The organism is Candidatus Allofournierella merdipullorum, assembly GCF_048426865.1.
In the GTDB taxonomy this organism is placed as follows: Bacteria; Bacillota; Clostridia; order Oscillospirales; family Ruminococcaceae; genus Allofournierella_A; species Allofournierella_A merdipullorum.
The window spans coordinates 1-24,331 of the sequence record NZ_DBFNWJ010000033.1 but is presented as its reverse complement, the minus strand read 5'-3'; the positions used below and the strand labels follow the sequence as shown (position 1 = coordinate 24,331).

Annotated in this window: 19 protein-coding genes, 1 rRNA gene and 1 riboswitch; of the genes, 4 read left to right on the top strand and 16 right to left on the bottom strand. The window is 64.6% G+C overall.

Features of this window, described 5'->3' with window-relative positions; all coding sequences use genetic code 11:
- Nucleotides 1-223, bottom strand: a 16S ribosomal RNA gene (locus ACMNAY_RS05630); the annotation flags it as partial.
- Nucleotides 224-677: 454 nt separating this feature from the next.
- Complete coding sequence (locus ACMNAY_RS05625; RefSeq protein WP_418718715.1) at nt 678-2,384, bottom strand: M3 family oligoendopeptidase; 1,707 nt, start codon at nt 2,382-2,384, stop codon at nt 678-680.
- 136 nt (nt 2,385-2,520) lie between these two features.
- Nucleotides 2,521-2,620, top strand: a riboswitch (THF riboswitch).
- Nucleotides 2,621-2,741: 121 nt separating this feature from the next.
- Here ACMNAY_RS05625 and ACMNAY_RS05620 point away from each other — a divergent pair.
- Complete coding sequence (locus tag ACMNAY_RS05620; RefSeq protein ID WP_394976859.1) at nt 2,742-3,293, top strand: folate family ECF transporter S component; 552 nt, start codon at nt 2,742-2,744, stop codon at nt 3,291-3,293.
- A gap of 89 nt (nt 3,294-3,382) precedes the next feature.
- Here the strand turns inward: ACMNAY_RS05620 and ACMNAY_RS05615 are convergent, their stop codons facing one another.
- Both ACMNAY_RS05615 and ACMNAY_RS05610 read right to left on the bottom strand, forming a co-directional pair.
- A complete protein-coding gene (locus ACMNAY_RS05615) occupies nt 3,383-4,588 on the bottom strand; it encodes a dicarboxylate/amino acid:cation symporter (RefSeq protein ID WP_418718714.1) in 1,206 nt (401 codons plus the stop codon).
- 74 nt (nt 4,589-4,662) lie between these two features.
- Nucleotides 4,663-5,973 carry a serine dehydratase subunit alpha family protein gene (locus ACMNAY_RS05610; RefSeq protein WP_418718713.1) on the bottom strand — a complete coding sequence of 437 codons (1,311 nt, stop codon included), beginning with the start codon at nt 5,971-5,973 and terminating at the stop codon, nt 4,663-4,665.
- A 374-nt stretch (nt 5,974-6,347) separates the two neighbouring features.
- Between ACMNAY_RS05610 and ACMNAY_RS05605 the strand changes: the two genes are divergently transcribed.
- The gene (locus ACMNAY_RS05605; protein WP_418718712.1) at nt 6,348-7,013 is read left to right on the top strand and encodes a helix-turn-helix transcriptional regulator; all 666 of its coding nucleotides are present in this window, start codon (nt 6,348-6,350) and stop codon (nt 7,011-7,013) included.
- A 35-nt stretch (nt 7,014-7,048) separates the two neighbouring features.
- Here the strand turns inward: ACMNAY_RS05605 and ACMNAY_RS05600 are convergent, their stop codons facing one another.
- From ACMNAY_RS05600 to proC, 3 genes are all read right to left on the bottom strand, one after another.
- Complete coding sequence (locus ACMNAY_RS05600) at nt 7,049-7,828, bottom strand: sulfite exporter TauE/SafE family protein (protein ID WP_418718711.1); 780 nt, start codon at nt 7,826-7,828, stop codon at nt 7,049-7,051.
- A 143-nt stretch (nt 7,829-7,971) separates the two neighbouring features.
- Nucleotides 7,972-8,802 carry a Cof-type HAD-IIB family hydrolase gene (locus tag ACMNAY_RS05595; RefSeq protein WP_418718710.1) on the bottom strand — a complete coding sequence of 277 codons (831 nt, stop codon included), beginning with the start codon at nt 8,800-8,802 and terminating at the stop codon, nt 7,972-7,974.
- Entirely contained in the window at nt 8,799-9,608 is an 810-nt protein-coding gene (gene proC, locus ACMNAY_RS05590; RefSeq protein ID WP_418718709.1) for a pyrroline-5-carboxylate reductase, read from the bottom strand. The genes ACMNAY_RS05595 and proC overlap by 4 nt, the downstream gene beginning before the upstream one ends.
- 158 nt (nt 9,609-9,766) lie before the next feature.
- Between proC and ACMNAY_RS05585 the strand changes: the two genes are divergently transcribed.
- Nucleotides 9,767-10,204, top strand: a complete 438-nt coding sequence (locus tag ACMNAY_RS05585; protein WP_394976865.1) for a LytTR family DNA-binding domain-containing protein — start codon at nt 9,767-9,769, stop codon at nt 10,202-10,204.
- Between the two features lie 10 nt (nt 10,205-10,214).
- Nucleotides 10,215-10,667 carry a DUF3021 domain-containing protein gene (locus ACMNAY_RS05580; RefSeq protein WP_418718708.1) on the top strand — a complete coding sequence of 151 codons (453 nt, stop codon included), beginning with the start codon at nt 10,215-10,217 and terminating at the stop codon, nt 10,665-10,667.
- Nucleotides 10,668-10,713: 46 nt separating this feature from the next.
- Here ACMNAY_RS05580 and ACMNAY_RS05575 read toward each other — a convergent pair whose 3' ends face one another.
- The 9 genes from ACMNAY_RS05575 to mfd form a co-directional block, all read right to left on the bottom strand.
- Complete coding sequence (locus ACMNAY_RS05575) at nt 10,714-11,541, bottom strand: hypothetical protein (RefSeq protein ID WP_418718707.1); 828 nt, start codon at nt 11,539-11,541, stop codon at nt 10,714-10,716.
- A 128-nt stretch (nt 11,542-11,669) separates the two neighbouring features.
- Nucleotides 11,670-12,923, bottom strand: coding sequence for an ABC transporter permease (locus ACMNAY_RS05570; protein WP_418718706.1), 1,254 nt, complete (start codon nt 12,921-12,923; stop codon nt 11,670-11,672).
- The gene (locus ACMNAY_RS05565) at nt 12,916-13,620 is read right to left on the bottom strand and encodes an ABC transporter ATP-binding protein (RefSeq protein WP_418718705.1); all 705 of its coding nucleotides are present in this window, start codon (nt 13,618-13,620) and stop codon (nt 12,916-12,918) included. The genes ACMNAY_RS05570 and ACMNAY_RS05565 overlap by 8 nt, the downstream gene beginning before the upstream one ends.
- Before the next feature lie 4 nt (nt 13,621-13,624).
- On the bottom strand, nt 13,625-15,382 hold the full coding sequence (locus tag ACMNAY_RS05560) for an HlyD family efflux transporter periplasmic adaptor subunit (RefSeq protein WP_418718704.1): 1,758 nt from the start codon (nt 15,380-15,382) through the stop codon (nt 13,625-13,627).
- Nucleotides 15,383-15,547: 165 nt separating this feature from the next.
- Nucleotides 15,548-16,876, bottom strand: coding sequence for a D-alanyl-D-alanine carboxypeptidase family protein (locus ACMNAY_RS05555; protein WP_418718703.1), 1,329 nt, complete (start codon nt 16,874-16,876; stop codon nt 15,548-15,550).
- 110 nt (nt 16,877-16,986) lie between these two features.
- A complete protein-coding gene (ftsH, locus tag ACMNAY_RS05550) occupies nt 16,987-18,861 on the bottom strand; it encodes an ATP-dependent zinc metalloprotease FtsH (RefSeq protein ID WP_418718702.1) in 1,875 nt (624 codons plus the stop codon).
- Between the two features lie 182 nt (nt 18,862-19,043).
- Nucleotides 19,044-19,532, bottom strand: a complete 489-nt coding sequence (locus ACMNAY_RS05545; RefSeq protein WP_418718701.1) for a hypothetical protein — start codon at nt 19,530-19,532, stop codon at nt 19,044-19,046.
- Nucleotides 19,529-20,293, bottom strand: a complete 765-nt coding sequence (locus tag ACMNAY_RS05540) for a hypothetical protein (RefSeq protein ID WP_418718700.1) — start codon at nt 20,291-20,293, stop codon at nt 19,529-19,531. Before ACMNAY_RS05540 ends, ACMNAY_RS05545 begins: the two co-directional genes overlap by 4 nt.
- A gap of 89 nt (nt 20,294-20,382) precedes the next feature.
- Nucleotides 20,383-23,826 (bottom strand): transcription-repair coupling factor, encoded by a 3,444-nt coding sequence (gene mfd, locus ACMNAY_RS05535; RefSeq protein WP_418718699.1) that lies wholly within the window; start codon nt 23,824-23,826, stop codon nt 20,383-20,385.
- Between the last annotated feature and the right edge of the window lie 505 nt (nt 23,827-24,331).

Sequence of the window (24,331 nt, the reverse complement as noted above, 5' to 3'; positions counted from 1 at the left end):
TCCCTCTGCACCATGCGGTGCTGTGGGCTTATGCGGTATTAGCAGTCGTTTCCAACTGTTGTCCCCCACTCCAGGGCAGGTTCCTCACGTGTTACTCACCCGTTCGCCACTAAGTTATTCCTGCGTCCACCCGAAAGCTTCTGCTGAAATAACTCCGTTCGACTTGCATGTGTTCGGCGCGCCGCCAGCGTTCGTCCTGAGCCAGGATCAAACTCTTTATAAAATGGTATCTAAACCAGATTACTCTGAATTTAAATCGCTGTATTCTCAGACACAATCGCTTGCGTCCTGTGAATTACTTTTGGAATTTTTAAAGTGTTTTCCACACTCAAAAAGGGTCCTTCAAGTTCTTCTTATTGTTCAATTTTCAAGGTCCTCTGCGCTTACCCCTTAGCGGAGCAGCCTGTTTATTATATCGCATCGAGTTTTGTTTGTCAAGACTTTTTGCGATTTTTTTGAGGCGGCCCGTTGAGACATCCGGCGGAGCCGGCGGCCTTTCGGGGGGCGCAAGACAGTATTATACGAGCATGCAACGCAAAAGTCAACACCTTTTTTCAAGTTTTTTGAAAAAATTTCCGCCGTCCGGGAAAAGCATGGCCCAAAGGGCCCTTCCCTATACATTACATAAGAGAAAAAGCCGCCCCGGCGCTTGGCCGGGGCGGCAGAGAAGGTTCGGATCAGGCCAGTTCCCGGTTTTTCTGAGCGCACCAGTCGGCCACCTGCTTGGCCACCGGCTCGATGGCGCCCTGCTCGAAGGGCACCGCGAAGCCCGCGGCGCTCACCAGGCCGGCGTAGGTGTCGGAGCCGGCCTTCTTCACCAGCGCCAGATACCGCTGCCAGGCGTCGTCCCGGTCGTTGAGGGAGGCAGCGAAGAACTGCAGCGCCGCCATCTGGGCCAGGCAGTAGTCGATATAGTAGAAGGGCGCCTCGTAGATGTGCAGCTGCCGCTGCCAGCCCGCGCCCCGGCTGTAGAAGGGCAGGGTCTCGAAGTCGTTCCAGGGACGGTACTTGCGCTCCAGCTCCAGCCAGACGCCGTTGCGCTCGTCGGCGGTGAGGTGGGGCTGGGCGTAGACGATGTGCTGGAACTCGTCCACCATGCAGCCGTAGGGCAGGAAGGTCAGGGCGTCCTCGGCGTGGGCCAGGGCGTACTTGGCGGTAGCCCGCGCGTCGCCGCCGAAGAACAGGTGGTGCCAGGGGGCGGTGAGGAACTCCATGGACATGCTGTGGATCTCGCAGCTCTCCATGCTGGGGCTGGCCAGCTCCTGGCACATGCCCTGGCCCGCGGCCACCCAGGCCTGGAAGGCGTGGCCCGCCTCGTGGGTGAGCACGTCCACGTCGCCGGATGTGCCGTTGAAGTTGGAGAACACAAAAGGCGCGCCGTAGGCGGGGATGGTCTCGCAGTAGCCGCCGGTGGCCTTGCCGGGGCGGCTGACCAGATCGAACAGCTCGCTCTCGTTCATGAAGCGGATGAAGCGGGCGGTCTCGGGGCTGAGCTCGGTGTACATCTGCACCGCTTTGGCCAGCAGCTGGTCGGCGGTGCCCACAGGGGTGGGGTTGCCGTCGGCAAAGCAGACGGTGCCGTCGTAGAACTTGGCGTCACGGATGCCGGCGCGGGCGAACTGGGCCTTCATGGACTCATGGGCCAGCGGGGTGACGTACTTCGCCACCTGGTCCCGGAAGCTTGCCACCTCTTTGGGGCCGTAGCCCAGGCGGCCCATCCGCTTGTAGGACAGGGGCACATAGCTGTCGTAGCCCAGTTTGCGGGCCTGGGCGTTGCGGTTTTCGATCATCTTGGTGTAGATGTCGTCCAGTTCTTCCCGGTTGCGGTCGTAGAAGCCGCCCTCGGCCTCAAAGGCGGCCTTGCGCACCGCCCGGTCCAGGCTCTGCTTGTAGGGGTCGAGGCCCGGCAGGGTGAGGGTCTTGCCGTCGAACTCCACCTGCGCGCCCGCCTTGATCTTCTGGTAGCGGCTGGAGAGAGCATTCTCCTGCTGCATCAGCTCCAGCACCTCGTCGGAGGCGGCGCTCACCGCCAGCTCCATCTTGTCCAGCAGGATGGGCGCGTAGGCCTCGGCCAGGGCCTGCTTGTGCTCGTTGCCCAGCACGGCCCGGTAGAAGGCCAGCTGCGCGTTGCTCACCTCAGGGGCGGCATTGTCGAAGAAGTCGTTTTCCCCGTCGTAGAATTCGTCGCGGGTGTCCAGCGTGTGACGGATCTGGGCCAGCCGGTAGGCAGTGGCGAAGCCGTCATCCAGCTGGGTGTGCAGGCGGAACAGGTCCACCAGCTCCTTGCCGGAGGCCGCCGCCTCGGCCCGCCGGGCCATATCGCGGTAGCGGTCCACCGTCTGGGCCGCATTGGGCCGGGTATAAGGCATTTCGGAAAATTTCAAGGGAGTTCCCTCCTTTTTAAAAGATACATGCGCGTCTGAGCGCTCTATCCAATAGTGTACACCGTTTTTGTGAACAATTCAAATTTCTTTGCCCGCGGGGATTGTAAAAGGCCGGGGCAGCCTGTATAATGGGCCTTGCAGAGTAAAAGCCAGCGCGTCAAGTGCCGACCCGACGGGGAGTTGCGGGGCGGACGAAGGGCCTTTCGCCCGCGGTGCCGGCTTTGCATCCCGCTGCTGCATAACTGTAACGCGCGGGGCCGAGTTTGCAAAGGGGCGCTCCGCGCTTTTTTGCATCTTTTTCGGCCGTAAGCCTCTTTCAATTATGCGGCACGCCGCATTTTGAAGGAGGTTTTTTGTATGCGTTTTCCTTTGAAAGTCCAGCTTGTGGACAGTCTGGCCGAGTTCGGCCGCACCCGCAGTCTTGTGATGGCGGGGCTTCTCACCGGCGCGGCGGTCATCATCGACCGGCTTTTCACCTTTGAGGTGAGCCCGGTGCTGGAGATCGGCTTCGCCTTTCTGGCCACGGCGCTTTGCGCGGCGCTGTGCGGCCCTTGGGTGGCAGGCACCGCCGGGGTGGCGGTGGACCTGCTGAGTTATTTTTTGCGGCCCAACGGCGGCTTTTTCATTGGGTTCACCTTCAACCAGTTCCTGCTGGGCTTCATCTACGGGCTGTGGTTCTACAAGCGCCGGCCCCGGCCGCTGCTGGCGGTGGGCGCCTGCCTGACGGTGACGCTGCTCATCAACTTCCTGCTCACCCCGCTGTGGCTCCACATGATGTACGGCCAGGCCTTTGTGGTCTTCAGTTCGGTGAAGATCATCAAGAACATCATCAAGCTGCCCATCGACGCGGCGCTGCTTTACGGGGCGCTGAAAGCCGCCGAGCGCACCCGCGACCGGGCGGCCGCCTGAAACCAAAAAAATTGCCAGACCCCCGGCCGTAAGGCCGGGGGTCTGGCGTTTATGAGGAGGGGTGAGAGAGAAGGGACCCCGGTTGGAATTTACAGATCGACGGTAGCGGTCTGCTCAGCCATGTGATGCTTCTCGGCATAGCCGGTCAGGATCAGGGTCAGAGCGCCGTCGCCGGTGACGTTGCAGGCGGTGCCGAAGCTGTCCTGCAGAGCGAACACGGCCAGCATCAGAGCGGTGCCGTCCTCGCCAAAGCCCAGGACGCCGGTGATCAGGCCCAGAGAAGCCATGACGGTGCCGCCGGGCACGCCAGGCGCGCCGATGGCGAAGACGCCCAGCAGCACGCAGAACAGGATCATGGTGCCCAGAGCAGGCAGCTCACCGTAGAGCACCTTGGAAACGGTCATCACGAAGAAGACCTCGGTCAGAACAGAGCCGCAAAGATGGATGTTGGCGAACAGGGGGATGCCGAAGTTGACCATGTCTTTGCGCAGGTTCTTGCTCTTGCCGGCGCACTGCAGAGCCACAGCCAGGGTGGCGGCGCTGGACATGGTGCCCACGGCGGTCAGGTAGGCGGGGCCGTAGTGCTTCAGCACTTCCCAGGGGTTCTTGCCGGAGTAGGCGCCGGCAACACCGTACAGAACAGCCAGCCAGATGTAGTGGCCGATCATGACGATGACGATAACGATCAGGAACACGGGCAGCTGCTTGGTGATGGAGCCCTCCCAGGCCAGGCCCAGGAAGGTGGTGGCGATGAAGAAGGGCAGGATGGGGATAACGACCTTCTTAACGATGTCCAGAACGATGTCCTGGAACTCGGCGAGCACCTTGGTGGTGGTGCCGGCCTTGGTCCACACAGCGGCCAGACCGATCAGCACGCTGAACACCAGAGCGCTCATAACGGGCATGATCTGGGGGATGTTCAGCTGGAAGGCCACTTCGGGCAGATCACGCAGGCCCTCGGTGGAGTTGGCGATGTTCAGGTTGGGGATGATGCCGAAGCCGGCGATCATGGACATGAAAGCGGCCAGCACGCTGGAAACGTAGGCGATGATGATAGCCACGCCCAGCATCTTGGTGGCGCTGTTGCCCAGCTTGGTGATAGAGGGGGCGATGAAGCCGATGATGATGAGCGGCACGCAGAAGTTGATGAGCTGGCTCATGATGTACTTCAGGGTAACGACCACCTGCATCACGCTGGCGCCCCAGCCGGCCTCAGGAATGACCAGACCCAAAACGATACCGATGATGATTGCCAGCAAAAGCCGCGCCGGCAAACTTGTCATAAACTTTTTCATACAAAATTCCTCTCTTTGCTTGTGTAAGTCTTCTCTCCCAATGCTTGCGAGGGGGTCCCTTCTCAAGGCTCTCCTCAGCGTTTATTGAGCATCATTTTCAGGATGGCAGCGTCCAGAGGGCCGGAACCCTGATTGCCCAATTCGGCAAAGTTGTCGATGGTGTACTCGGGGTCAGTCTCCACGATGCCGTCGGTGTTCTGCACCCGCACGCCGCGCAGGGCCATGAAGGCGGCCTGGAAAGCGGCATTGACGCAGGACGAGATCTTCAGCGCGCAGTCGGCCTTGGCGCCGTCGCACAGCATGCCGGCCACGTTGCCGATCATGTTGGGCACCGCACGGCAAACGGCATCATAGTCGCCGCCCAGCAGGTAAGTAATGGCGCAGGCGGAGCCGGTGCCCGCCACGGTGGCGCCGCACAGGGCGCTCAAGCGGCCGAACTTGGACTTGATGCGGATGGCCACCAGATGGCTCATGGTCACGGCACGGAGCATCTTTTCCTCGGAAATGCCCTTCCAGCGGGCCAGAGCCACGGTGGGCATGGTGGCGGTGATGCCCTGGTTGCCGCTGCCGGAGTTGGCCACGACGGAGTAGGGTGCGCCGGCCATACGGGCGTCAGCGCCGGCGGCGGTGACCATCATGGAGTTGGTCACCATGTCCCAGGTCATGAGGCCGTCGCGGCAGTTGCGCTGCAGGCCGGGGCCGATGGCCAGGCCGTACTCCTTCTCCAGGCCCTTCTCGCAGATGGCGCTGTTCACGCTCACCGCGCTGCGGATAATGTCGATGGGGTCGTTCATGGGGTCCAGTTCCTTGTCGCAGAAATCATAGATCTTGCGCAGGGTCAGGAACTCGGCGATCTCTTCAGGCGTGACCACGTCCTTGTCGCTACCGCCGGCGGCAGCGCCGCCCTCGGTCATCACGTTCTCGCCGTCCGCCTCGAGGGCGATCAGGTTGGTATGCAGGTCGGCGATGACCGCGCGGGCGGTGTGGGTGTCGCCGTACACAATGACTTCGATGTACAGTTTCTGGGGCACATCGGCATGGCCCACAGTGACCTTGCCGCTCTCCACCAGAAGCTCGGCAGCTTTGTAAACATCGTCCGAAACGCCGTTGATGACTTCCAGCTGCTTTTCCGGAGCGGCCGCGCAGGCGCCGATGGCGGCGGCGTAGCCCATGCCGGTGTACTTGGTGCCGGGGATGCCGGCGGCCATGGCGTTCTTCAGGATGTTGGTGGAGGCGTTGACTTCCATACGCCGGATCACCTCGCCCCGCTTGTTCAGCTCGGCGCCCGCGTAAGCGCCGGTGAGGGCGACGGCGCCCGGCTCGGTACAGCCGGTGGCCAGCTCCATTTCGCTGTTCAAAATTCGGAAGAACATCGTCTTGTCCATACTCTCGCTCTCCTGTTCTCTCTTCGGCCCGTGAACGGCGGAGCCCGCGGCGGCCGGGCCGCTGCTCCGGCGCGGAGATCCCCGCGCATTTTTCCATCGACGCCGGCACATTCGCCCGGCTTTTCACTTTCATTTTAACACTTTTAAAGGGTATGTCAATAATTCCTCACCGTGATAATTTATTATTATCACAATGCCCAAGTATTTATGAAAAATTTGTTAATTGTGCTGACGGCTTCTTGCTTTTTCCGCGGCGGTTTGCATTTTGAGTGTACGAATGTTATACTGGTTTCGACTCACTATTTTATCAGAAAAACGAGCCGTTTGCACGCAATGCGCGCCGTCGTTCCGGCGCGAAAAAGGGGTGTCCGGATATGCATATCATTCTGGAGCAGTACAAAACGTTGGTGGAGTTTCTGGGCCAGGCGCTGGGCAGCGACTACGAAGTGGTGCTGCACGACCTGAGCGAGGGCAACAACGCCATCGTGGCCATCGCCAACGGCCACATCAGCGGCCGCAGCATGGGCGCGCCTTTGACCGCGCTGGCCCTGCGCTTTCTGGCGGACAAGGAGTATGAGCAGCACGATTACAAAGTGGGCTACCGGGGCGTGTCCCGCAAGAACGGGCATCTGCGCTCCTCCACCATGTTCATCAAGGACGAAGAGGGCCGGGTGATCGGCATGCTGTGCATCAACTTTGACCCCTCCCGGGGCGTGCAGGCGGCCAACGCGGTGCTGTCGATGTGCGGCCTGCCGCCGGTGAGCTGCCCGCCCGCCGGCGAGGACGAGGAAGGCTCTGCCCAGAGCACCGAGATCTTTGTGAGCAACATCCCCGACGTGGTGCGGGGGGCCATCGAGGAGGTCACCGGGCGTACGGGCCTGCCCAGCAGCCGGCTGACCATGGAGGAAAAGATCCGCATTGTGGAGGCGCTGCAGCAGGCGGGGCTGTTCCATTTGAAGGGCGCGGTGAGCGAGGTGGCGGCCCAGCTGGGCTCCAGCGAGGCGACCATCTACCGCTACCTGAGCAAACTGAAAAACTGAAAAGAGCGCGGGAACATTTCCCGCGCTCTTTTATTTTATGCGAACAGTTCCGCGACCATATCCGCCAGCAAGAGGACCAGCACGCAGAGCATCATGGGGCGGATGAACTTCGCGCCCTTTTTCAGCGCCATGCCGCTACCCAGCAGATGGCCGATGATGCCGAACACCGCCGCCGGCAGGGCCACGGCGTAGAGCACCTTGCCCGCGGTGACCATGGTGATGACCGAGGCGTAGTTGCTGGCCAGATTCAAAAGCTTGGCATTGCCGGAGGCGCTGCGCAGATCGTAGCCCATGAGCACGCAGAAGGCCAGAATGGCAAAGGTGCCGGTGCCGGGGCCGATGAGGCCGTCGTAGCCGCCGATGAAAAAGCCGATGGCCGCCGCCTTCCACCACTTGCCTGCCCCGTCGCGCAGGGCGGGGCGGTCAGGGCCCGTCAGGTCCCGCCGGGTGAGGATGATGCCCGCCGCCACCGGCAGCATCACCAGCAGGATGAGTTTGAGGGAGGCGTCCGGCAAGAGCAGCACCACCTGGCTGGCCAGGGCGCTGCCCAGGAAGCTGGCCGCGGCCGCCGCAAGGCCCACCTTGAGCTCCAGCGCGCCGTTTTTGAAGAACCGGGCGGTGGAAAAGGTGGTGCCCACCGCCGACGAAAGCTTGTTGCAGCCATAGACATAGTGCATGGGCAGGCCCACCGCCATGTAGGCGGGCAGGGCGATCAGCCCGCCGCCGCCCGCGGCGGCGTCCACAAAGCCCGCAAGCCCCACCATCGCGCACAAAAACAGCATTGCCGGCAAAGAGAGCGGCAGCCAGTCCAGCATAAAGAGGTCACTTCCCTGTTTCGAGTTGCGGCCCCTTTTTGCCGCACGGTATTGAGGATAGCACAAACCGCCCGCCGGGGCAAGCCCCTTCTTCCGCACAATAAAAAGCCCCTCTTTTCCCGGGAAAAGAGGGGCTTTTTGTTTCAGCAGCCCAGCACGAAGCGCTCCAGCGCTTTGGCCACGCCGTCGTTGTCGTTCGAGTCGGTGACGAAGCGAGCCGCCGACTTTACCCCGGGAGCGGCGTTGCCCATGGCCACCCCCGCCCCGGCCCGGCGCAGCATGGGCAGGTCGTTGCCCGAATCGCCGCAGGCCATGATGTGGGCGGGTTCGATGCCCAGCCGCCGCCCCAGTGCGAACAGGCCCTCGGCCTTGTCCACCCCTTTGGCGTTCAGCTCGATGCCCACGGAGCTGGAGCTGCTCACCTCAAAGCGGCCGCTCTCCTCCAGCAGGCGCCAGGCCTCCAGGCGCTGGGCCGGCCGGGTGAAAAAGAGGTTTGCCTTTTCGATGTCCGCGTGCCGGCAGGCCAGGGCGTGCACGTCCTCCACCGCCCGGCGGCTGCGGCGGATGTAGTCCGCCATGCCGGGAGCGGCCCACTCCTCCGCCCGGGCCAGCTTCGCTTCGTCGCTGTAGCCCCAGCCGTCCAGGAACAGGTCCATCACCCGGTCAAACCCGGCGGTGAGGTCCCAGGCGAAGAGCCAGTCCTCCCGGCTCATCCAGCTGCGCTCGGCCACCTGCCCGGCGGCCAGGTCCACCAGGGTGGCGCCGTTGGCGGTGACGGCCCAGTCCACCCCGGGGATGGAGGTGAACTCCTTCGGCAGGCCGCTCCAGGGCCGCCCGGTGGCAGGCACCACATGGCAGCCCGCGGCAATGCAGGCCCGGATGGCCTCTTCGGTGCGCGGGGTCAGATGCCCGGCGCTGTTCAGCAGGGTGCCGTCGATGTCCAGCCCCACAAGACGAATCCCAAGCCCGCTCATTGTTTGCCCAGCTCCTTGTTCTTCTCAAAACTCTCCAGCACGGCGCTCATCACCGCCGCCCGCAGGCCGCCCTTTTCCAGCGCGTAGACTCCGGCGATGGTGCTGCCGCCGGGGCTGCACACTTCGTCCTTCAGCTGGCCGGGATGGCGGCCGGTGGCCAGCACCATGCCCGCCGCGCCCACCAGCGTCTGGGCGGCGTATTCCATGGCCTTGGGCCGGGGCAGGCCGCAGGCCACGCCGCCGTCCGCCAAAGCCTCGATGAACTGACACACGAAGGCCGGCCCGCAGCCGGACACCGAGCTGGCCGCGTCGATGAGGCGCTCGTCCAGCGCGTCGAACCGGCCCGCGCCCACCATCTTGTCGCAGAACTCCTCCACGTCGGCGGCGGCCACCCGGTCGTTGGCGGCATAGAGGATCATCCCCTCGCCGATGGCGGCGGGAGTGTTGGGCATGATGCGCAGGATGGGCGCTTCAAAGCCCAGCATCTCCTCCAGCCGGGCAATGGTGAGGCCGGCTGCCATGCTCACCAGCACATATCCCCCGCCCCGCTCTTCCAGCGTGGGCGCAAGGGTGGCCAGCATGTCCGCCATCATCTGGGGCTTGACCCCCAAAAAGATAAATTTTGCTTCCCGGGCCACGGCGTCGTTGTCCATGGCGATGTCGCAGTCCAGCTCCTCGGCCAGGGCCACCGCCTTGTCCAGCGTGCGGTCGGTGAGCACCACCTGCTCCGGCCGCCAGCGGCAGGCCGCCCGGGCCAGCGCGCCGCCCATGTTGCCGGCGCCGATGAATCCGAAGGTATAACCCATGTTGCACCCCTCCTTTTATTTTAAGCAAAGCATAACACACTTTGCCCCCCGGTGCAAAGAAAAAACGCCGACTGTGGGCCAAAAGCGACCGACTGTGGAAAAACCGTTGGCATTGCCCCGCCCTTTCTTTATAATGGCAGTACAGGGAGGCGATGGAGATGAAAGTGGAAGTTGTGCTGGACGCGGCCTGCACCGAGCCGGAACTGACCCTTCGCACCGCCGCCGTGACAAGCGAGGTGGAGCAGCTGCTGCGCCGTCTGAGCGAACAGCCGCCCCTTTTGTGCGGCGAGCGGGCGGGCCGGCTGGAGGTGCTGGACCCGGACGCTCTGGCGCGGGTGTATGCCGCGGCGGGCAAGGTGTACGCCGTGGCGGAAAAGGGCGAGTATCTGCTGCGGATGCGGCTGTACGAGGCGGAAGCCCGGCTTGCGGGGCGGCGGTTCGTGCGCATCTCCCACTCGGAGCTGGTGAATCTGGACTGGGCGGAAAGCTTCGACACAAGCCTTTCCGGCACCATCTGCGTGCGGCTGAAAAACGGCGGGGCCAGCTATGTATCCCGCCGGTATGTGCCCGCCATCAAACAAATCCTGGGGATATGAGGTGTTTACGATGAAAAAAGTGCTTCGTTACGCGGCGCAGGGCGCGCCGGTGGGTCTGGCCATCGGCTACGCCATCACCATCCTTCTGTCCTTTTGCTGGGGCGGCGGCGAGTATCTGGCCGTGATGCCGGCCATGGCCGAGGCCGTGGGCAGCGAGGCCGGGGCCGTGGCGGTGCAGGCGCTGCTTTGCGCGGGCATCGGCGCGGCGTTCTCCGCCCTGTCGCTGGTATGGCGGCGGGAGGACTGGGGCTGTGCCAAGCAGACCGCCGTATACTTTCTGGGCGCTTCGCTGGCGATGCTGCCCTCCGCCTGGCTGGCTCACTGGATGGAGCACAGCCTCGCGGGCTTTCTGGGCTATTCCGCCATCTTCCTCGCGCTGTTCCTGGTCTTCTGGCTGGCCGGCTGGGCCGCCGCACGCCGCACGGCGCGGCAGCTGAACGAAGGACTGCGGCGAAACAGCTGACACAAAAAAAGCGTCCTCCCGCCGGGGAGGACGCTTTTTTCATTTCTCACGCAGCCGCTTCGGTCACGTTGGACTCCACCGAGTACATCCCCTGGTATCCGTCGATGCACTCCGTGTTCATGTCCTCCAGCGTCTCGAAGCCGGTGAAGTTGTAGTAGTCGCCGCCCGCCTTCACGTCGATGTTGCCGTAGGCCATAAAGCCGTAGTCGCCGGTGACCTCCACCGAGCCGTCGCCGTGGAGCACCAGGTCCCCAAAGCCGACGCCGGCGTAGTAGGTCAGGGAGCTGCCGTCCGGCAGCTGCGCCTCGACCTTGTAGGCCGCATAGAGCATATTGTGGACGTCCACCATCTCGCTGCTGACGTCCTGGCGCACCAGCATATAGCCGCCCAGGCACTCCGCCCCGGTGATGGCGTCGCCCTCACGCTGGCGCAGCGCATCCTCGCCGGCAGCCGCCAGGGTGTCCCAGTCGGTCTGGCCGATCTGGTCCAGAGCGGTCACCCACTCGTCCAGGCCCTCCACTGTGAAGGTGGCGTCCTCGGGGGCGAGAACAGCGTTGTGCTCTTGCTGCGCCGTGTCGGCGTCGCAGTTCCACCGGAAGGTGACGGTGTCGCCGTTGGAAAGGCCCTCGGCTTTGTCCAGGCTGCCGTCCACACAGGCCGCCAGGCCCGCGGCGTCCTTCACGTCTTCGCCGCAGGCGGCGGCAAAGCCCTCACTGTCAAAGCTCCACGCGGCGGTGCCCTCTCCGCTCATGCCGGAGAACTCCACCGACAGATAGGGCGTCGGGTCCACCGGCACCGGCTTTGCGGCGCAGCCGGTCAGCGCCAGCGCAAAAACGACTGCCAGAACGGCCGCGGCCGCCCGTTTCTTACCCATAGCAAAAAACATCGTATCACTCTCCTTCTCTTGTCCAAGAACGACCGCCGCGGGGCCTGCCCTGTTTCGGCTGGCCCCGCGGCGGGGTACACTATAATTATATCATGCTTGGCAAGAGGCAGCCGCGCTCACTCATAGCGCAGCGCGTCGATGGGGTCCAGTTTGGCGGCTTTATTGGCCGGGTAATAACCGAAGAACACGCCGATGGCCATGGAGAAGCCCACCGCCACCAGAATGGCGGAAAGGCTGGGTTTTGCGGCGTAGCCCAGCAGGGACGCGCCGGCGCTGCCCAGGGCCACGCCCAAGGCCACGCCCAGCGCGCCGCCCACCAGGCAGATGACCACCGCCTCGGTGATGAACTGCAGGCGGATGTCGCTGCGTCGGGCGCCCAGGGCCTTGCGGGTGCCGATCTCCCGGGTGCGCTCGGTGATGCTCACCAGCATGATGTTCATCACGCCGATGCCGCCCACCAGCAGGCTGATGGCGGCGATGGCGCTGATGGCCAGTTTGACGGTGTCCAGCATGCTGGTCATCTCCTCGATGAGGCTCTCCATGCTGGTGGCGGTGACGGTCCAGCTCTCGTTGCGGGTGTAGAAGCTGGAGAAAAAGGCCTCCGTCTCCTCCAGGAAGGCGGCGGTGTCGGTGCCGGCGGCGGCCACCACGGTGAAGTCCTGATAGCCCTCCCCCGTCTCGCCCAGCTTCTGCGCCGCGGCCAGGGGGATGTACATGCCGGTGACCGGGTCCTCGCCGGTCATGCTGAAGTAGCCGCTGTCGTCGTATTCATAGACGCCCGCCACATAGAAGGTGAGCAGTTTCTGGCCCACCGTGACCTGAAAGCTCTGGCCCAGCACCGAGGCGTCGGCGCGGCCGAAGAGCGTTTCGCAGGCAAGGTCGCTGACCACCGCCAGCTGACGCTCGCCGTCCGAGTCCTTGATGAAGCGGCCGCAGAGCAGTTCCAGACCGTTGGCGTCGGCGTAGTCGCCGTTCACCCCCGTCACCTGCACCGAGGCGGTATCCTCGCCGCTGCCCACTGTGCCCATGCCGAGGCTGCTCTCCAGCGCCACCGACTGGATGCTGTCGCCGTAGACGTCGGTGTATTCCTCCAGCATCGCGTCGGTGATGCGGTCCTCCTCGGAGGGCTGGGTCATGGCGAACATCCGCACCCCGCCGGAATCGCTTTCGGTCTTCTGCTGCAGGCTGACGGTGATGTTGTTCACGCCGAAGCTCTGAAGGCTGTCGGTGAGGGAGCCGGAGAGGGAGTCGCCCACCGTGACGATGGCGATGACCGAGCCGATGCCGATGATGATGCCCAGCATGGTGAGCAGGGCGCGCATTTTGTTGGCCCAGAGGCTTGTGAAAGCCATGCGGATGTTGTCAAGCATGACGGCCCGCCCCCTTTCGCTCACCGATGATGCGCCCGTCCTGCAGGGTGAGGATGCGCTGGCATTCCTCCGCCAGCTGCTGGCTGTGGGTGATGAGCACGATGGTCATGCCCTGGCGGTGCAGATCGCGGAAGATGTCCATCACGGTGCGGCTGGTGGTGGAGTCCAGCGCGCCGGTGGGTTCGTCCGCCAGAAGCAGCGCCGGCTCGTTCGCCAGCGCCCGGGCGATGGCCACCCGCTGTTTCTGGCCGCCGGAAAGTTCGTTGGGCTCGTGGGTGGCCCGTTCGCTCATGCCCACCTGCTCCAGCAGTTCCTTCGCCCGCTTTGCCCGCTGGCGGGCGGGCACCCGGGCGTAGAGCAGGGGCAGCTCCACGTTTTTCTGGGCGCTGGTGCGCCCGATGAGGTTGAAGGTCTGGAACACGAAGCCTATCTTGCGGTTGCGGATGTCGGAAAGGGCGCTGTCTTTGGCTTTGCCCACGTCCACCCCGTCCAGGACATAGCTGCCCTCGGTGGGGCGGTCCAGCACGCCGATGATGTTCATCAGGGTGGATTTGCCGCTGCCGCTCTCGCCCACGATGGCCACGAACTCCCCCTGATGCACCGTCAGGTCGATGCCGTGGAGGATCTCCAGTTCGTTGGGTTTGCCGATGTAATAGCGTTTGACGATGCCGTGCATTTCAATGATGGGCTGCTGCATCTCGTCAGCCTCCCATCCCGGGCCGGCCGCCGCCCATGTTGCCGCCACCGCCGCCTGCGGGCATGGTCGCGCCGCCGTCGGCGGGCGCGGCGATGACCACTTCGCCGCCGCCCATCATCATCATGTCAGAGGAGCCGCTCACCTCTTCGGTGGCCTCTTCCAGGCTGGCGGAGGCGCGCACGATCATCCCCTCTTCCAGGTCGATGCCGCTGATCTCGGCGTAGTAGTCGTTGGTGGCGCCCACCACCACCTGCACTTCTTCAAAGACCGGCTCGCCGTCCTCCTCGCCGGTGCGCACATAGATGACGGAGGTGCCGTCCTCCTTTTCCTCAATGGCGTCCAGCGGGACGGTGAACACGTTCTCGGTGGTGGACTGGATGATCTGCACCTTGGCGTTGGTGCCGATGAGCAGGCCGCTGTTCTCGTCGTCCACCGTCACCTCGGCGGAGAAGGTGCTGGAGGAGGAACCGCCGCCGGAGGCGGTGGGCGAGATCTGGGTGAGGGTGCCATTGATCTCGCCGTCGATCACGTCGCTGGTGATGATCGCCCGCATGCCCTCGCTGACGCTGTCGATGTCATACTCGGCGATGGAGATGGAGATCTTGAGGCTGTCGGTGTTCTGAATGGTGGCGGCAGCGCCCTCGATGACGCTGCCCACGGTGGCGTTCACCGCGGTGACTTTGCCGGCGGTCTCGGCCTTCAGGGTGCATTTTTCCAGCTGAGACTGCAGCTCTTCCAGCTCGTCGCTCTCGCCGGCTTTGTTGTAGTTTTCCAGAGCGGTGTCCCGGGTCTCCTCGGCGGTCTCGCTGGTCTTGACCGCGGTGTCGTAGGCGGTCTTTGCCTGCTCGTAGGCGCTCTCAGCCTGGGTGTAGGCGCCGGACAGGGCGTTATAATTGGAGGCGGACTGGGCGGTCTGCAGGTTGGCCTGGGCCGTCTGCAGCGCCTGCTCGGCGGTCTTGTACTCGCTGTTTGCCGTCTGCAGCGCGGCCTTTGCCGCCTCCTGCTCCGCCGTCAGGGCAAAGGTGGCCGGCTGTTCCCCGCCGTCGGGCTCCGCACTGGGCGCGGGTTCGGCACTGGGCGCGGGCGGGTCCACCGGGTCGCCGTTCGCGTCCACCGAGCCGCCCAGGGCAAGCCAGGCGTTCAGCGCCGCCTGCCGGGCGTTCAGCTTGGTCAGCAAGTCGGCATTGGCGGAGTCCACCGCCGCCTGATAGCCGCTCACCGAGGCGTTGGCGGCGTCGTAGGCGCTTTTTGCGGAATCCCGGGCGGACTCCTTTTCCTTCATGGTGTCGTAGGCCTTGCGCACGTTTTCCTCCGCTTCGGTGAGGCTGGCCTGGGCCTTTTCATACTGCTTTTGAGCGCTGGCCTTGGTCTCGGCCAGGCTCTCCTGCAGTTTTTGGATGCTCTCCTCCAGGTCGGAGGTGTCCAGGGTGCAGATGACGTCGCCGGCTTCCACCGAATCGCCCACCTGCACGTCCACCGTTTTGACGGTGTATTTCAGGTCGGTGGTCACGTTGGACACCTCGCTGCTCTGCACCGTGCCGGTGGCGCTGATGGAGTCTTCCAGCGTGCCCTTCTGCAGGGTGACGGTGCGCACATAGCTGCCGCCCACGGCGGGCAGCACGGCCCCGCGGCCGGCGCGCCGGGGCAGCAGAAGAGCGGCGGCCACGGCGGCCACCACCAGCAGCGCCAGAACGACCGCCGCCTTTTTGTGGCGGCCCGCAAAGGCGGCGACGCCCGCGCAGGCTGTCTTGATCTTATTCATACAACAATTCCCCCATGTTCTCTTTGTGCCGCCCGAAAAGGGCGAACGCTACGGTGTATTCTACGGGGAGATTGTGAAATCAGCCGGAAAAACCTGTGAAATTTCTGTGGAGGTGCACAAAAGGGCGCGTCCCCGAAGGGGGACGCGCCCTTTTCAGACTGTAGTTCAGCGGGGGCGGGCAGCCTTTTTGCGCCGTTTCGCGCTCCGGGCCGCCGCCAGCAGGACCGCCAGCGCCAGCAGCACCGCCGCCCCGATGAGCACGGGAGCGAAGGGGGCCAGCTGCTCCTTATAATAGAGCCACCCGCTGCGCCGGCAGGCGCTGCCGGTGACCAGCTCCACCGTTCCGACGCGCTCGCCGTCCACATAGACGGCGGCCCGCCCCGCCGCCTGCCCGGCCTCCACCGGGGCCTCCAGCGTTTGGGGCAGTTCCTCGGCCACCACCTCCACGGTGCTGTCGGCGCATTGCAGGGTGGTGAGGGTGGAGGCGGCGTAGAGGCTCACCGTCTCGCTCTCGGCGCACCATTTCACCGGCACGCTGGCCACGGGGGTCTCGGTGTTGGGCAGCTCCACCGGCCAGAAGTTCACCAGCGCCCAGTCGTAGAGATCGGCGGTGGTGTGAAACGCGTAGTTGAAGCCGTCTTCCGCCAGCTGGATGGGCGCGCCCATCACCACCATCAGCCAGGTCATGCCGCCCGACTCGGCGCTGGAGGCGAAGCACCGGCCCGCCTCGTCGGTGAAGCCGGTCTTGATGCCCCGGATGTAGGGGCGGTAGAGCGCCTGGTCCGGCAGCTGCATCACGTTGGTGGTGCCCACATAATAGGCCGCGCCCGCCGGGGCGTCGGCGCTTTTTGCCTCTGTGTGCAGGTTGGTGAGGGGCATCCAGTAGCCGGTCTGGGTGACCACCTCCATCAGCAGGTCGTTTTCCCGGAAGGCCCGGGCGATGAGGAACATATCCCAGGCGGTGGAGTGGTTGCCGTATTCCAGGCCGTAGAGGCCGTGGGCGCAGGTGAAGTTGGTGTTCTCGCAGCCCAGCTCGGCGGCCCGGGCGTTCATTTTGTCAAAGAAGGCCTGCATGTCCCCATTGCCCAGGTAATAGGCGATGGCGCTGGCGGCGTCGTTGCCGCTGGGCAGAAGGCAGGCATAGAGCAGGCTTTCCAGCGTGACCGTCTCGCCGATCTTCAGGTCCGCGTCCGAGCCGTTCTCCGCCTGGATGCGGTCGAACTCCGCCGCGAGGCCCTCGGGGATGGTGAAGGTCTGGGACAGGTCCTCGCCGCTCTCCGCCAGCAGCAGGCCGGTCATCATCTTGGTGAGGCTGGCGGCGGCCCGCTCCTCGTGAGCGTTCTTCTCGTACACCACGGTGTCGGTGTCCACATTGTAGAGCACCACCGCTTCGGCGTTCACCGCACCCTCCGGCGGTTCCCAGCCTGCGGCGGCGGAAAAAGCCATGGTCAGCGACACCGCAAGGGTCAGCGCCAAAGCCAGAAATCGTTTCATCACGTCCCGTTCCCTCCCGTTTTTCAGCTTCTTTCATTATACGGGAAGGAAGGCCGCCTTACAACCAACAAAAAATCCCGCCGCCCTTTGGGGGCGGCGGGAGGGGTTTACTAGTTTGCTTGTTCGGGCAGGGGCTGGCGGTTCAGAATTTCCATGAATTCCTCGCCGGTGATGCTTTCCCGCTCCATCAAAAAGGCGGCCAGCTCGTGGAGCTTGTCGATGTTCTCCTTGAGGATGTTGATGGCCTTTTCGTGGGCGCCCTTGATGATGGAGAGCACCTCTTCGTCGATCTTCTCGGCGGTGCCCTCGCTGCAGGCCAGGGTGGAGTCGGCGTTGAGGTACTTGCCGGCAGTGGTCTCCAGAGCCATCATGTCGAACTGGCGGCTCATGCCCAACCGGGTGACCATCGACCGGGCCAGGCGGGTGGCCTGCTCGATGTCGTTGGACGCGCCGGAGGTGTAGCTGCCGAAAATGAGTTCCTCGGCGGCGCGGCCGCCGGTGAAGGTGGCAATTTTGTTCAGCGCCTCCTCCCGGCTGAGGAGGTTCGTCTCCTCCTGGGGCACCTGCATGGTGTAGCCCAGGGCCCCGGAGGTGCGGGGCACGATGGTGATTTTCGTCACGGGGGCGCTGTTGGTCTGTTTGGCGGCCACCAGGGCGTGGCCGATCTCGTGGTAGGCAACGATGCGCTTTTCCTTCTGGCTGAGCACCTTGTTCTTGCGCTGGTAGCCGGCGATGACCGTTTCCACCGCTTCTTCCAGGTCGCTCTGGCGCACGATGCGCCGGCCGTTCTTCACCGCCAGCAGCGCCGCCTCGTTGACCATGTTGGCCAGCTCCGCGCCGGAGGCGCCGGAGGTGGCCCGGGCGATGGCCATGTAGTCCACGTTCTCGTCCATCATCACCTTGCGGGCGTGCACCTTCAGGATGGCGGCGCGGCCCTCAAGGTCGGGCAGTTCCACCGGGATGCGCCGGTCAAACCGGCCGGGACGCAGCAGGGCCTTGTCCAGCGTTTCGGGGCGGTTGGTGGCGGCCAGGATGATAACGCCCTTGGAGCCGTCGAAGCCGTCCATCTCGGTGAGCAGCTGGTTGAGGGTCTGCTCCCGCTCGTCGTTGCCGCCGATGCCTCCGGCGCCGTCGCGGCTTTTGCCGATGGTGTCGATCTCGTCGATGAACACGATGCAGGGGGCTTTCTGGGCAGCCTGGCGGAACAGGTCACGCACACGGGCCGCGCCCATGCCCACGAACATCTCCACGAACTCCGAGCCGGAGATGGAGAAGAAGGGCACATGGGCCTCGCCCGCCACCGCCTTGGCCAGCAGGGTCTTGCCGGTGCCCGGAGGGCCCACCAGCAGCGCGCCCTTGGGCAGGGTTGCGCCGATGCTGTTGTACTTGCCGGGGTTGTGCAAAAAGTCCACGATCTCGGCCAGGGCCTCCTTGGCCTCGTCCTGGCCGGCCACGTCGGCAAAGGTCTTGCCGGTCTGGGCCTCCACATACACCTTTGCGGTGGACTTGCCGAAGCTCATGGCGTTGGGGCCGCCCATCTTTTTGGACATATAGCGCATGAGCAGCTGCCCCGCCGCCACCATGACGATGACCGGCAGCACCACGCCGAACAAAAGGTTCATGGCGGGGGACGCCTGGGTGGGCACCACGCCGCCGTACTGCACCGCCTGCCCGTCGGGGCCGGTGGAGGACAGGATGCGGTCCACCCGGTCGGGGTCGCTGACGATAGCGGTCTGGCAGATGCGGTCCCGCCCGTTTTCGTCCTTCATCTGATAAGTGATGGTGCCGGCGGAGGAATCCTCCTCCACGGCCACCACCTTCCCCGCGTCCAGGTCGGAGAGGAACTGGTTGTAGGTCACTTCGGTCACCGCTCCCCGCATCATCTGGGGGAAGATGAGCCAGTTGAACACCAGCAGCGCCACCAGCGCGCCGATGCAGTAATAAAGAAGCACCTTGTTGGGGTTTTTGGGCCCGCGTGTCTTCATAAAACACCGCCTTCTCGGATAGATTTGCCCGCGCGGCGGGCACAAGGAATGGCGGCAAGCCGCCTTGTTTCATGTTTATAGCATATCCGCTCGATATGAAGAAACTATGAACGAAGATAAAATCTTTTTAGGGTGCAAAAAAAGCGGCCCCGGGAATCCCGGGGCCGCTTTTGCGGCTGATTTCAGGGAAGGGTGATCTGGCCCAGCGGGATGCCGCCGGCATAGTCCTCGAAGAAAAGGTCCAGGGTGCTGCTCTCCACCTCCGCCGGGTCCACCCGCAGCACCATGCTCACCGGGGCGGTGCAGCCCTGGGGCACCTTGGGCCGCAGGGTGTAGGCGGCCTCGCTGTCGGCGGCGAAGTCAAAGCGGGCGGCCCACTTGTCGCCCTTCTCCGGGACGATGCTGAAGGCGTATTCGTCCAGATCCACCGCCCGCTGGCTGTTGTTGGTCAGCTCAAAGCTCACCTGATAATAGTCATAGAAGGTGTCGCCCCACTCGGGGGTGTCGATGGCGGTCACGCTGAGGGCGTCGGCGCTCACGTTCCAGTCACCGGCGTAGCGGGCGTCGTCCAGCCCGGCCATGCCCACCACGAACCGGGCCGCGGCGGCGGCCAGCGCCAGGGCGGCCAGCGCCCACATCAAAAAGCCCGGACGGCTGTTCTCTCGTTTCATTCGCCGCTCACGCTCCCTTCCTCCACCGTCAGCGCAATGCCGGTCATGGCCACTTCGCTGATGTCATAGTCCCGGTCAAGACTCTGGCACTGGAGCCAGAGGGTGCACTCTCCCGCCCCCTGGGGGATCAGGAAATAGAGCCAGCCCTCGTCCATGGAAGAGCCCTGCAGGGCATAGGGGTCCAGCGCCTCGGCCGCCAGCTCCGGGTAGAACTGCTCCAGGTCGTAGGTCTGGACGGCGGGATACCAGACGTCCCCCGCCTGCAGATAGGCGTCGGAGGCCCAGTCGGAGCGGTAGTCCTGCTCCTTGTCCACCTCACACCAGACCCGCACCAGTTCGCTGCCCTGTTCCACGCCCCGCACCTCGCCCAGGGTCTCGGCGGCGCCCACCAGCACCTGACGGCCGGCGGGTCCGAAGCCGAAGGCTTCGTTCTGGGCCGCGCTGGTCACTGCGGCGGCGGGCACATAGGAGGCTTTCGACTGCCCGGCTTTGGCGGCTCCGGTGACCAGCGGGAAAATCACGCACTCCGCCCCGAACACCGCCAAAAACAGCAGGAACAGCACCAGAGCCGTCCGGCTGGTGCGCCGGCGCGCCGGCGCGGGCGGGGTCCACAACACCTCTTCCTCTTCGGGGGCGGGCTGAGCCGCCTCGGGGGCATAGGCCTCCGGCGGAGCCTCGTTGTAGCGCCCGCAGTAGGGGCACACGCCCTCCGACGCCGCCGGGTCGTAGCGAAGGCCGCAGTTGGAACACAATATCTTCATCGCCTTGTCTCTCCCCTTTTTCGGGCGCATCCATCCGCAGAGTCCGCGCCCGCCGCCCGCAGGGCGGCTTTTTCTTTATTATACCGTTCTCAGCAGTCGTTCACAAGAGCTTCCAGCACCGCACGCAGCGCGGTCAGCGGCGCTTCGCCCCGGTCCACCCGCACCGCCAGATAGGGCTTTGTGCCCGCGTTCACCATCACCCGGCCGGGCAGCGCCGCCGTGGCGGCCTTGATGGCGGCGGGGGTGAGCTTGTCGGAATAGAGCAGCAGGGTGTCCCGCTTCTGGCCGATTTCATACACCCCCGCCTTGGCCGCCGTGACCCGGATGAGGGAGATGTCCACAAGGCCGGACACGCTCTTTGGTACATCGCCGTAGCGGTCGATGAGTTCGTCCAGCACGTCGGAGGCGTCCTCGGCGGTCTCGATGGCGGCGATGCGCTTGTAGGCCTCGATGCGGCCCGCCGCTTCGGGGATGTAGCTGTCGGGGATGTAGGCGTCCACCGTGATGTCGATGAGGCAGTCCGCCTTGTCCGGCGGCGGGGCCTCGCCCTTGGCCAGCGCCACCGCCCCGGCGAGGATCTTCATATAAAGGTCATAGCCCACCGCCTGCATGTGGCCGTGCTGGCTCTGGCCCAGAAGGCTGCCCGCGCCCCGAATTTGCAGATCGCGCATGGCGATGCGGAAGCCGGAGCCGAAGCTGGTGAACTCCCGGATGGCGGAAAGGCGCTTTGCCGCCACGTCGGTGAGCACCTTGTCCCGCCGGAAGGTGAAGTAGGCGTAGGCCTTGCGGCCGGAGCGGCCCACCCGGCCCCGAATCTGATACAGCTGGGCCAGGCCCATGCGGTCGGCGTCCTCGATGATGAGGGTGTTGCAGTTGCGCACGTCCACGCCCGTCTCGATGAGGGTGGTGCACACCAGCACGTCAATTTCCGCGTCCAGCAGCTGCCGCCACACCTTGCCCAGCTGTTCCTCGGTCATCTTGCCGTGGGCAACGCCCACCCGGGCGCCGGGGGCCATGCGGCCCACCATGGCGGCGGTGGCCTCGATGCTGTCCACCCGGTTGTGCAGGTAATAGACCTGCCCGCCCCGGGCCAGCTCCTTTTTGATGGCCTCGGCCACGATGACCGGGTCGTACTCCATCACATAAGTCTCGATGGGCTGGCGCTCCACCGGCGGCTCCTCGATGGTGCTCATGTCCCGGATGCCGCTCATGGCCATGTTCAGGGTGCGGGGGATGGGGGTGGCCGAGAGGGTGAGCATATCCACCCCGATGAAGGCTTCTTTCAGCTTTTCCTTGTGCTTGACGCCGAAGCGCTGTTCCTCGTCGATGATGACGAGCCCTAAGTCGTGGAACTTGATGTCGTCGCTGAGCAGCCGGTGGGTGCCCACCACGATGTCCACCGTGCCGGCCCGCAGGCCCTTGATGGTCTCCTCCTGCTGCTTTTTGGTGCGGAAGCGGGAGAGCAGCCCCAGCTGGATGGGGAACGCCTCCATCCGGGCCAGCATATTGCTGTAGTGCTGCCAGGCCAGGATGGTGGTGGGGGCCAGAATGGCGCACTGCTTGCCGCCCATCACGCACTTGAAGGCCGCCCGCAGGGCCACCTCCGTCTTGCCCACGCCCACGTCGCCGCAGAGCAGCCGGTCCATGGGCCAGGGGTTCTCCATGTCCTTTTTAATTTCAGCGGCCGCCGCCAGCTGGTCGGCGGTCTCGTCGTATTCAAAGCGGGTCTCAAAGTCCCGCTGCCAGTCGCCGTCCGGCGGGAAGGCGGTGCCCTTGGCCTGCTGGCGCTTGGCGTACAGGGCGATGAGCTCCTGGGCCATCTCGGCGGCGGCCGCCTTCACCTTGCGGCGGGTGCGGGTCCACTCCTGGCCCCCCAGCCGCGCCAGCTTCACCTTTTCCTCGTCGCCGGGGGCGGTGTAGCGGCTGAGCAGGTCCAGCTGGGTCACCGGCACATACAGGGTGTCGCCCTTGTCGTAGAGCAGTTTCAGATAGTCCTTCACCACGCCCTGCACTTCCAGCCGCTGGATGCCGGTGTACATGCCGATGCCGTGGTTCTGATGCACCACATAATCGCCGGGCGTGATGTCGGTGAGACTGGAAAGGGCGTTTTTATCCTTCTTGCGGGCGGGCTTTTTCTTTTCGCTCTCCCCCGCCCGGCGGCTGGTGAGCAGGGCATAGCGGGCAAAGGGGTACTCCGCGCCGGCGCTGGTGTGGCCCACCCGCACCGCCACCGCCCCGGGGCTGGCCACCATGTCTTTGGCGGTGCCCGCCCGGAAGCCCTTGTTCACCAGGTCCTTGGCCAGGGCCGCGGCGGCGCGCTCGGTGCCCGCCAGCAGGTCCACCGCGTAGCCCTGGCGGGTGAGGTTTTCCAGATCCTCCGCCAGCGCGGCCACCTCGCCGGAGAAGGGCGGGCGGGCGTGGGCGGGGGCGTTGATGATCTCTTTCAGTTTCAGCCCCGGCATGGTGCGGGCAAAGTTCTCGCAGCAGAAGCTGGCGTTTTTCTGGGCGGCCGCCAGCAGGCAGGGCATGTCCTCATAGAGCACGTCCAACCCGGGGCAGAGCACCCCCTCCTCATAGAGGCCTTTCAGCTCCTCGCTGCGGCGGAAGGCGGCGGCCTTCTGGGCCTCCCGGATGGCGCTGGGCTCCTCCAGCATCAGGATGGGCTCGTCGAAGTAGTCCAGCAGGGTAGCTGGCCTTTCGTAGCGCACGCCCATGTATTTGTCCAGCGCCTCCGGCACAAGGCCGGCGTCCAGCTGGGCAAGGTCGCCTTCCATGGCCTTTTCCATGGCGGCGGCCCGACGGCCCTTCTCCTTGGCCAAAGCGCTGCGCAGGGCCGCGGCGGTCTCGGGGGCGGAGCCGAACAGCACCTCCCGGGCGGGGCTGATGTGCAGCTTTTCCAGCTCGCCGTCCCGCCGCTGGCTGAGCACGTCGAAGGTGGCCAGGGTGTCTATTTCGTCGCCCCAGTATTCGCACCGGGCGGGGCTTTTGGCCTCGGGGGGCCAGATGTCCACGATGCCGCCCCGCACGCTGAACTGGCCCGGGCCCTCCACCTGGCCCCGCCGGTGGTAGCCCGCGTCAAAGAGGCGCTCCTCCAGTTTGGTCAGGGGCAGCTCCAGCCCGGGTTTTAAGGTCAGGGTGTTGCAGCAGAACTCCTCTCTGGGCATGGTGTACTGCAAAAGGGCCTCCACGGGCACGCACACTGCCGAAAGGCGTTCGCCCACCAGATCGCCCAGCACCGCCAGCCGCCGGTATTCGTATTCCCGCCCGGCGCCCTCGATGGGCCGCAGCAGAAAATCCCGGGGCGGGAACACCGCCGCCGGAAGGCCGAAGGCGCTGAAATCGGCGGCGAGGCGGGTGGCCTCGGCCTCGCCGGGGGTCACCGCCAGCAGGGGGCGGTGGCTGTCCTGCGCCAGCAGCGCCAGCATCTGGGCCCGGCCCGCCGGGGGCAGGCCGAAGAGAGCCGCCGGGCCTTTCACGGCCAGATGGCTTTTGAGCTTTTTGTATTCCGCAGTGGTTTTGAGGACGTCGAACATGGGGTTCCCTTTCTGAAAACAGCCGTTTTCGGGCAACAGGCAGCGCCCCGTCGGGCCTTGCCCGGCGGGGTGCGCGTTTTTTCTATGCTTCTATTGTAGCGGCAAACCCGGTCGAACGCAAGGGAAAAGCGCCGTTAGCCGGGGTGGCATAAGAAAACGGCGGTTCTGCCGTAGGATTTTGGCGCATAAAACACGCAGAGCGGCTCCCCAAGCCACCAAGGCTTGAGGGGCCGCTCTTTGTGCTTTTTTCATCCAAAATCCTGGGGCAGAACTGCGCAGCACCAGGAAGCGAGCGATTTTGATGGGAGCGCAAGGAAAAGCGCCGCAGGCACCCTTGGTGGTTGTCAAGGCGCTTTGACGCCGCTATACCGCAAAAGCGCCCGCTTCCCGGCGCCGTTTTCTTACGGCACCCCGGCTTTATTCCGGGCAGTTCCACCGCGCCCCACTTGCCCTCGGTCTTTACCCAGAGCAGGCCGCCGAAGGCGGGGGCGGCGTCCTCCACCTC

Coding starts and splice junctions, on each gene's coding strand:
- ACMNAY_RS05620 (WP_394976859.1), top strand. CDS start 2,742: ATGCGTTTTCCTTTGAAAGTCCAGCTTGTGGACAGTCTGGCCGAGTTC.
- ACMNAY_RS05615 (WP_418718714.1), bottom strand. CDS start 4,588: ATGAAAAAGTTTATGACAAGTTTGCCGGCGCGGCTTTTGCTGGCAATC.
- ACMNAY_RS05610 (WP_418718713.1), bottom strand. CDS start 5,973: ATGGACAAGACGATGTTCTTCCGAATTTTGAACAGCGAAATGGAGCTG.
- ACMNAY_RS05605 (WP_418718712.1), top strand. CDS start 6,348: ATGCATATCATTCTGGAGCAGTACAAAACGTTGGTGGAGTTTCTGGGC.
- ACMNAY_RS05600 (WP_418718711.1), bottom strand. CDS start 7,828: ATGCTGGACTGGCTGCCGCTCTCTTTGCCGGCAATGCTGTTTTTGTGC.
- ACMNAY_RS05595 (WP_418718710.1), bottom strand. CDS start 8,802: ATGAGCGGGCTTGGGATTCGTCTTGTGGGGCTGGACATCGACGGCACC.
- proC (WP_418718709.1), bottom strand. CDS start 9,608: ATGGGTTATACCTTCGGATTCATCGGCGCCGGCAACATGGGCGGCGCG.
- ACMNAY_RS05585 (WP_394976865.1), top strand. CDS start 9,767: ATGAAAGTGGAAGTTGTGCTGGACGCGGCCTGCACCGAGCCGGAACTG.
- ACMNAY_RS05580 (WP_418718708.1), top strand. CDS start 10,215: ATGAAAAAAGTGCTTCGTTACGCGGCGCAGGGCGCGCCGGTGGGTCTG.
- ACMNAY_RS05575 (WP_418718707.1), bottom strand. CDS start 11,541: ATGGGTAAGAAACGGGCGGCCGCGGCCGTTCTGGCAGTCGTTTTTGCG.
- ACMNAY_RS05570 (WP_418718706.1), bottom strand. CDS start 12,923: ATGCTTGACAACATCCGCATGGCTTTCACAAGCCTCTGGGCCAACAAA.
- ACMNAY_RS05565 (WP_418718705.1), bottom strand. CDS start 13,620: ATGCAGCAGCCCATCATTGAAATGCACGGCATCGTCAAACGCTATTAC.
- ACMNAY_RS05560 (WP_418718704.1), bottom strand. CDS start 15,382: ATGAATAAGATCAAGACAGCCTGCGCGGGCGTCGCCGCCTTTGCGGGC.
- ACMNAY_RS05555 (WP_418718703.1), bottom strand. CDS start 16,876: ATGAAACGATTTCTGGCTTTGGCGCTGACCCTTGCGGTGTCGCTGACC.
- ftsH (WP_418718702.1), bottom strand. CDS start 18,861: ATGAAGACACGCGGGCCCAAAAACCCCAACAAGGTGCTTCTTTATTAC.
- ACMNAY_RS05545 (WP_418718701.1), bottom strand. CDS start 19,532: ATGAAACGAGAGAACAGCCGTCCGGGCTTTTTGATGTGGGCGCTGGCC.
- ACMNAY_RS05540 (WP_418718700.1), bottom strand. CDS start 20,293: ATGAAGATATTGTGTTCCAACTGCGGCCTTCGCTACGACCCGGCGGCG.
- mfd (WP_418718699.1), bottom strand. CDS start 23,826: ATGTTCGACGTCCTCAAAACCACTGCGGAATACAAAAAGCTCAAAAGC.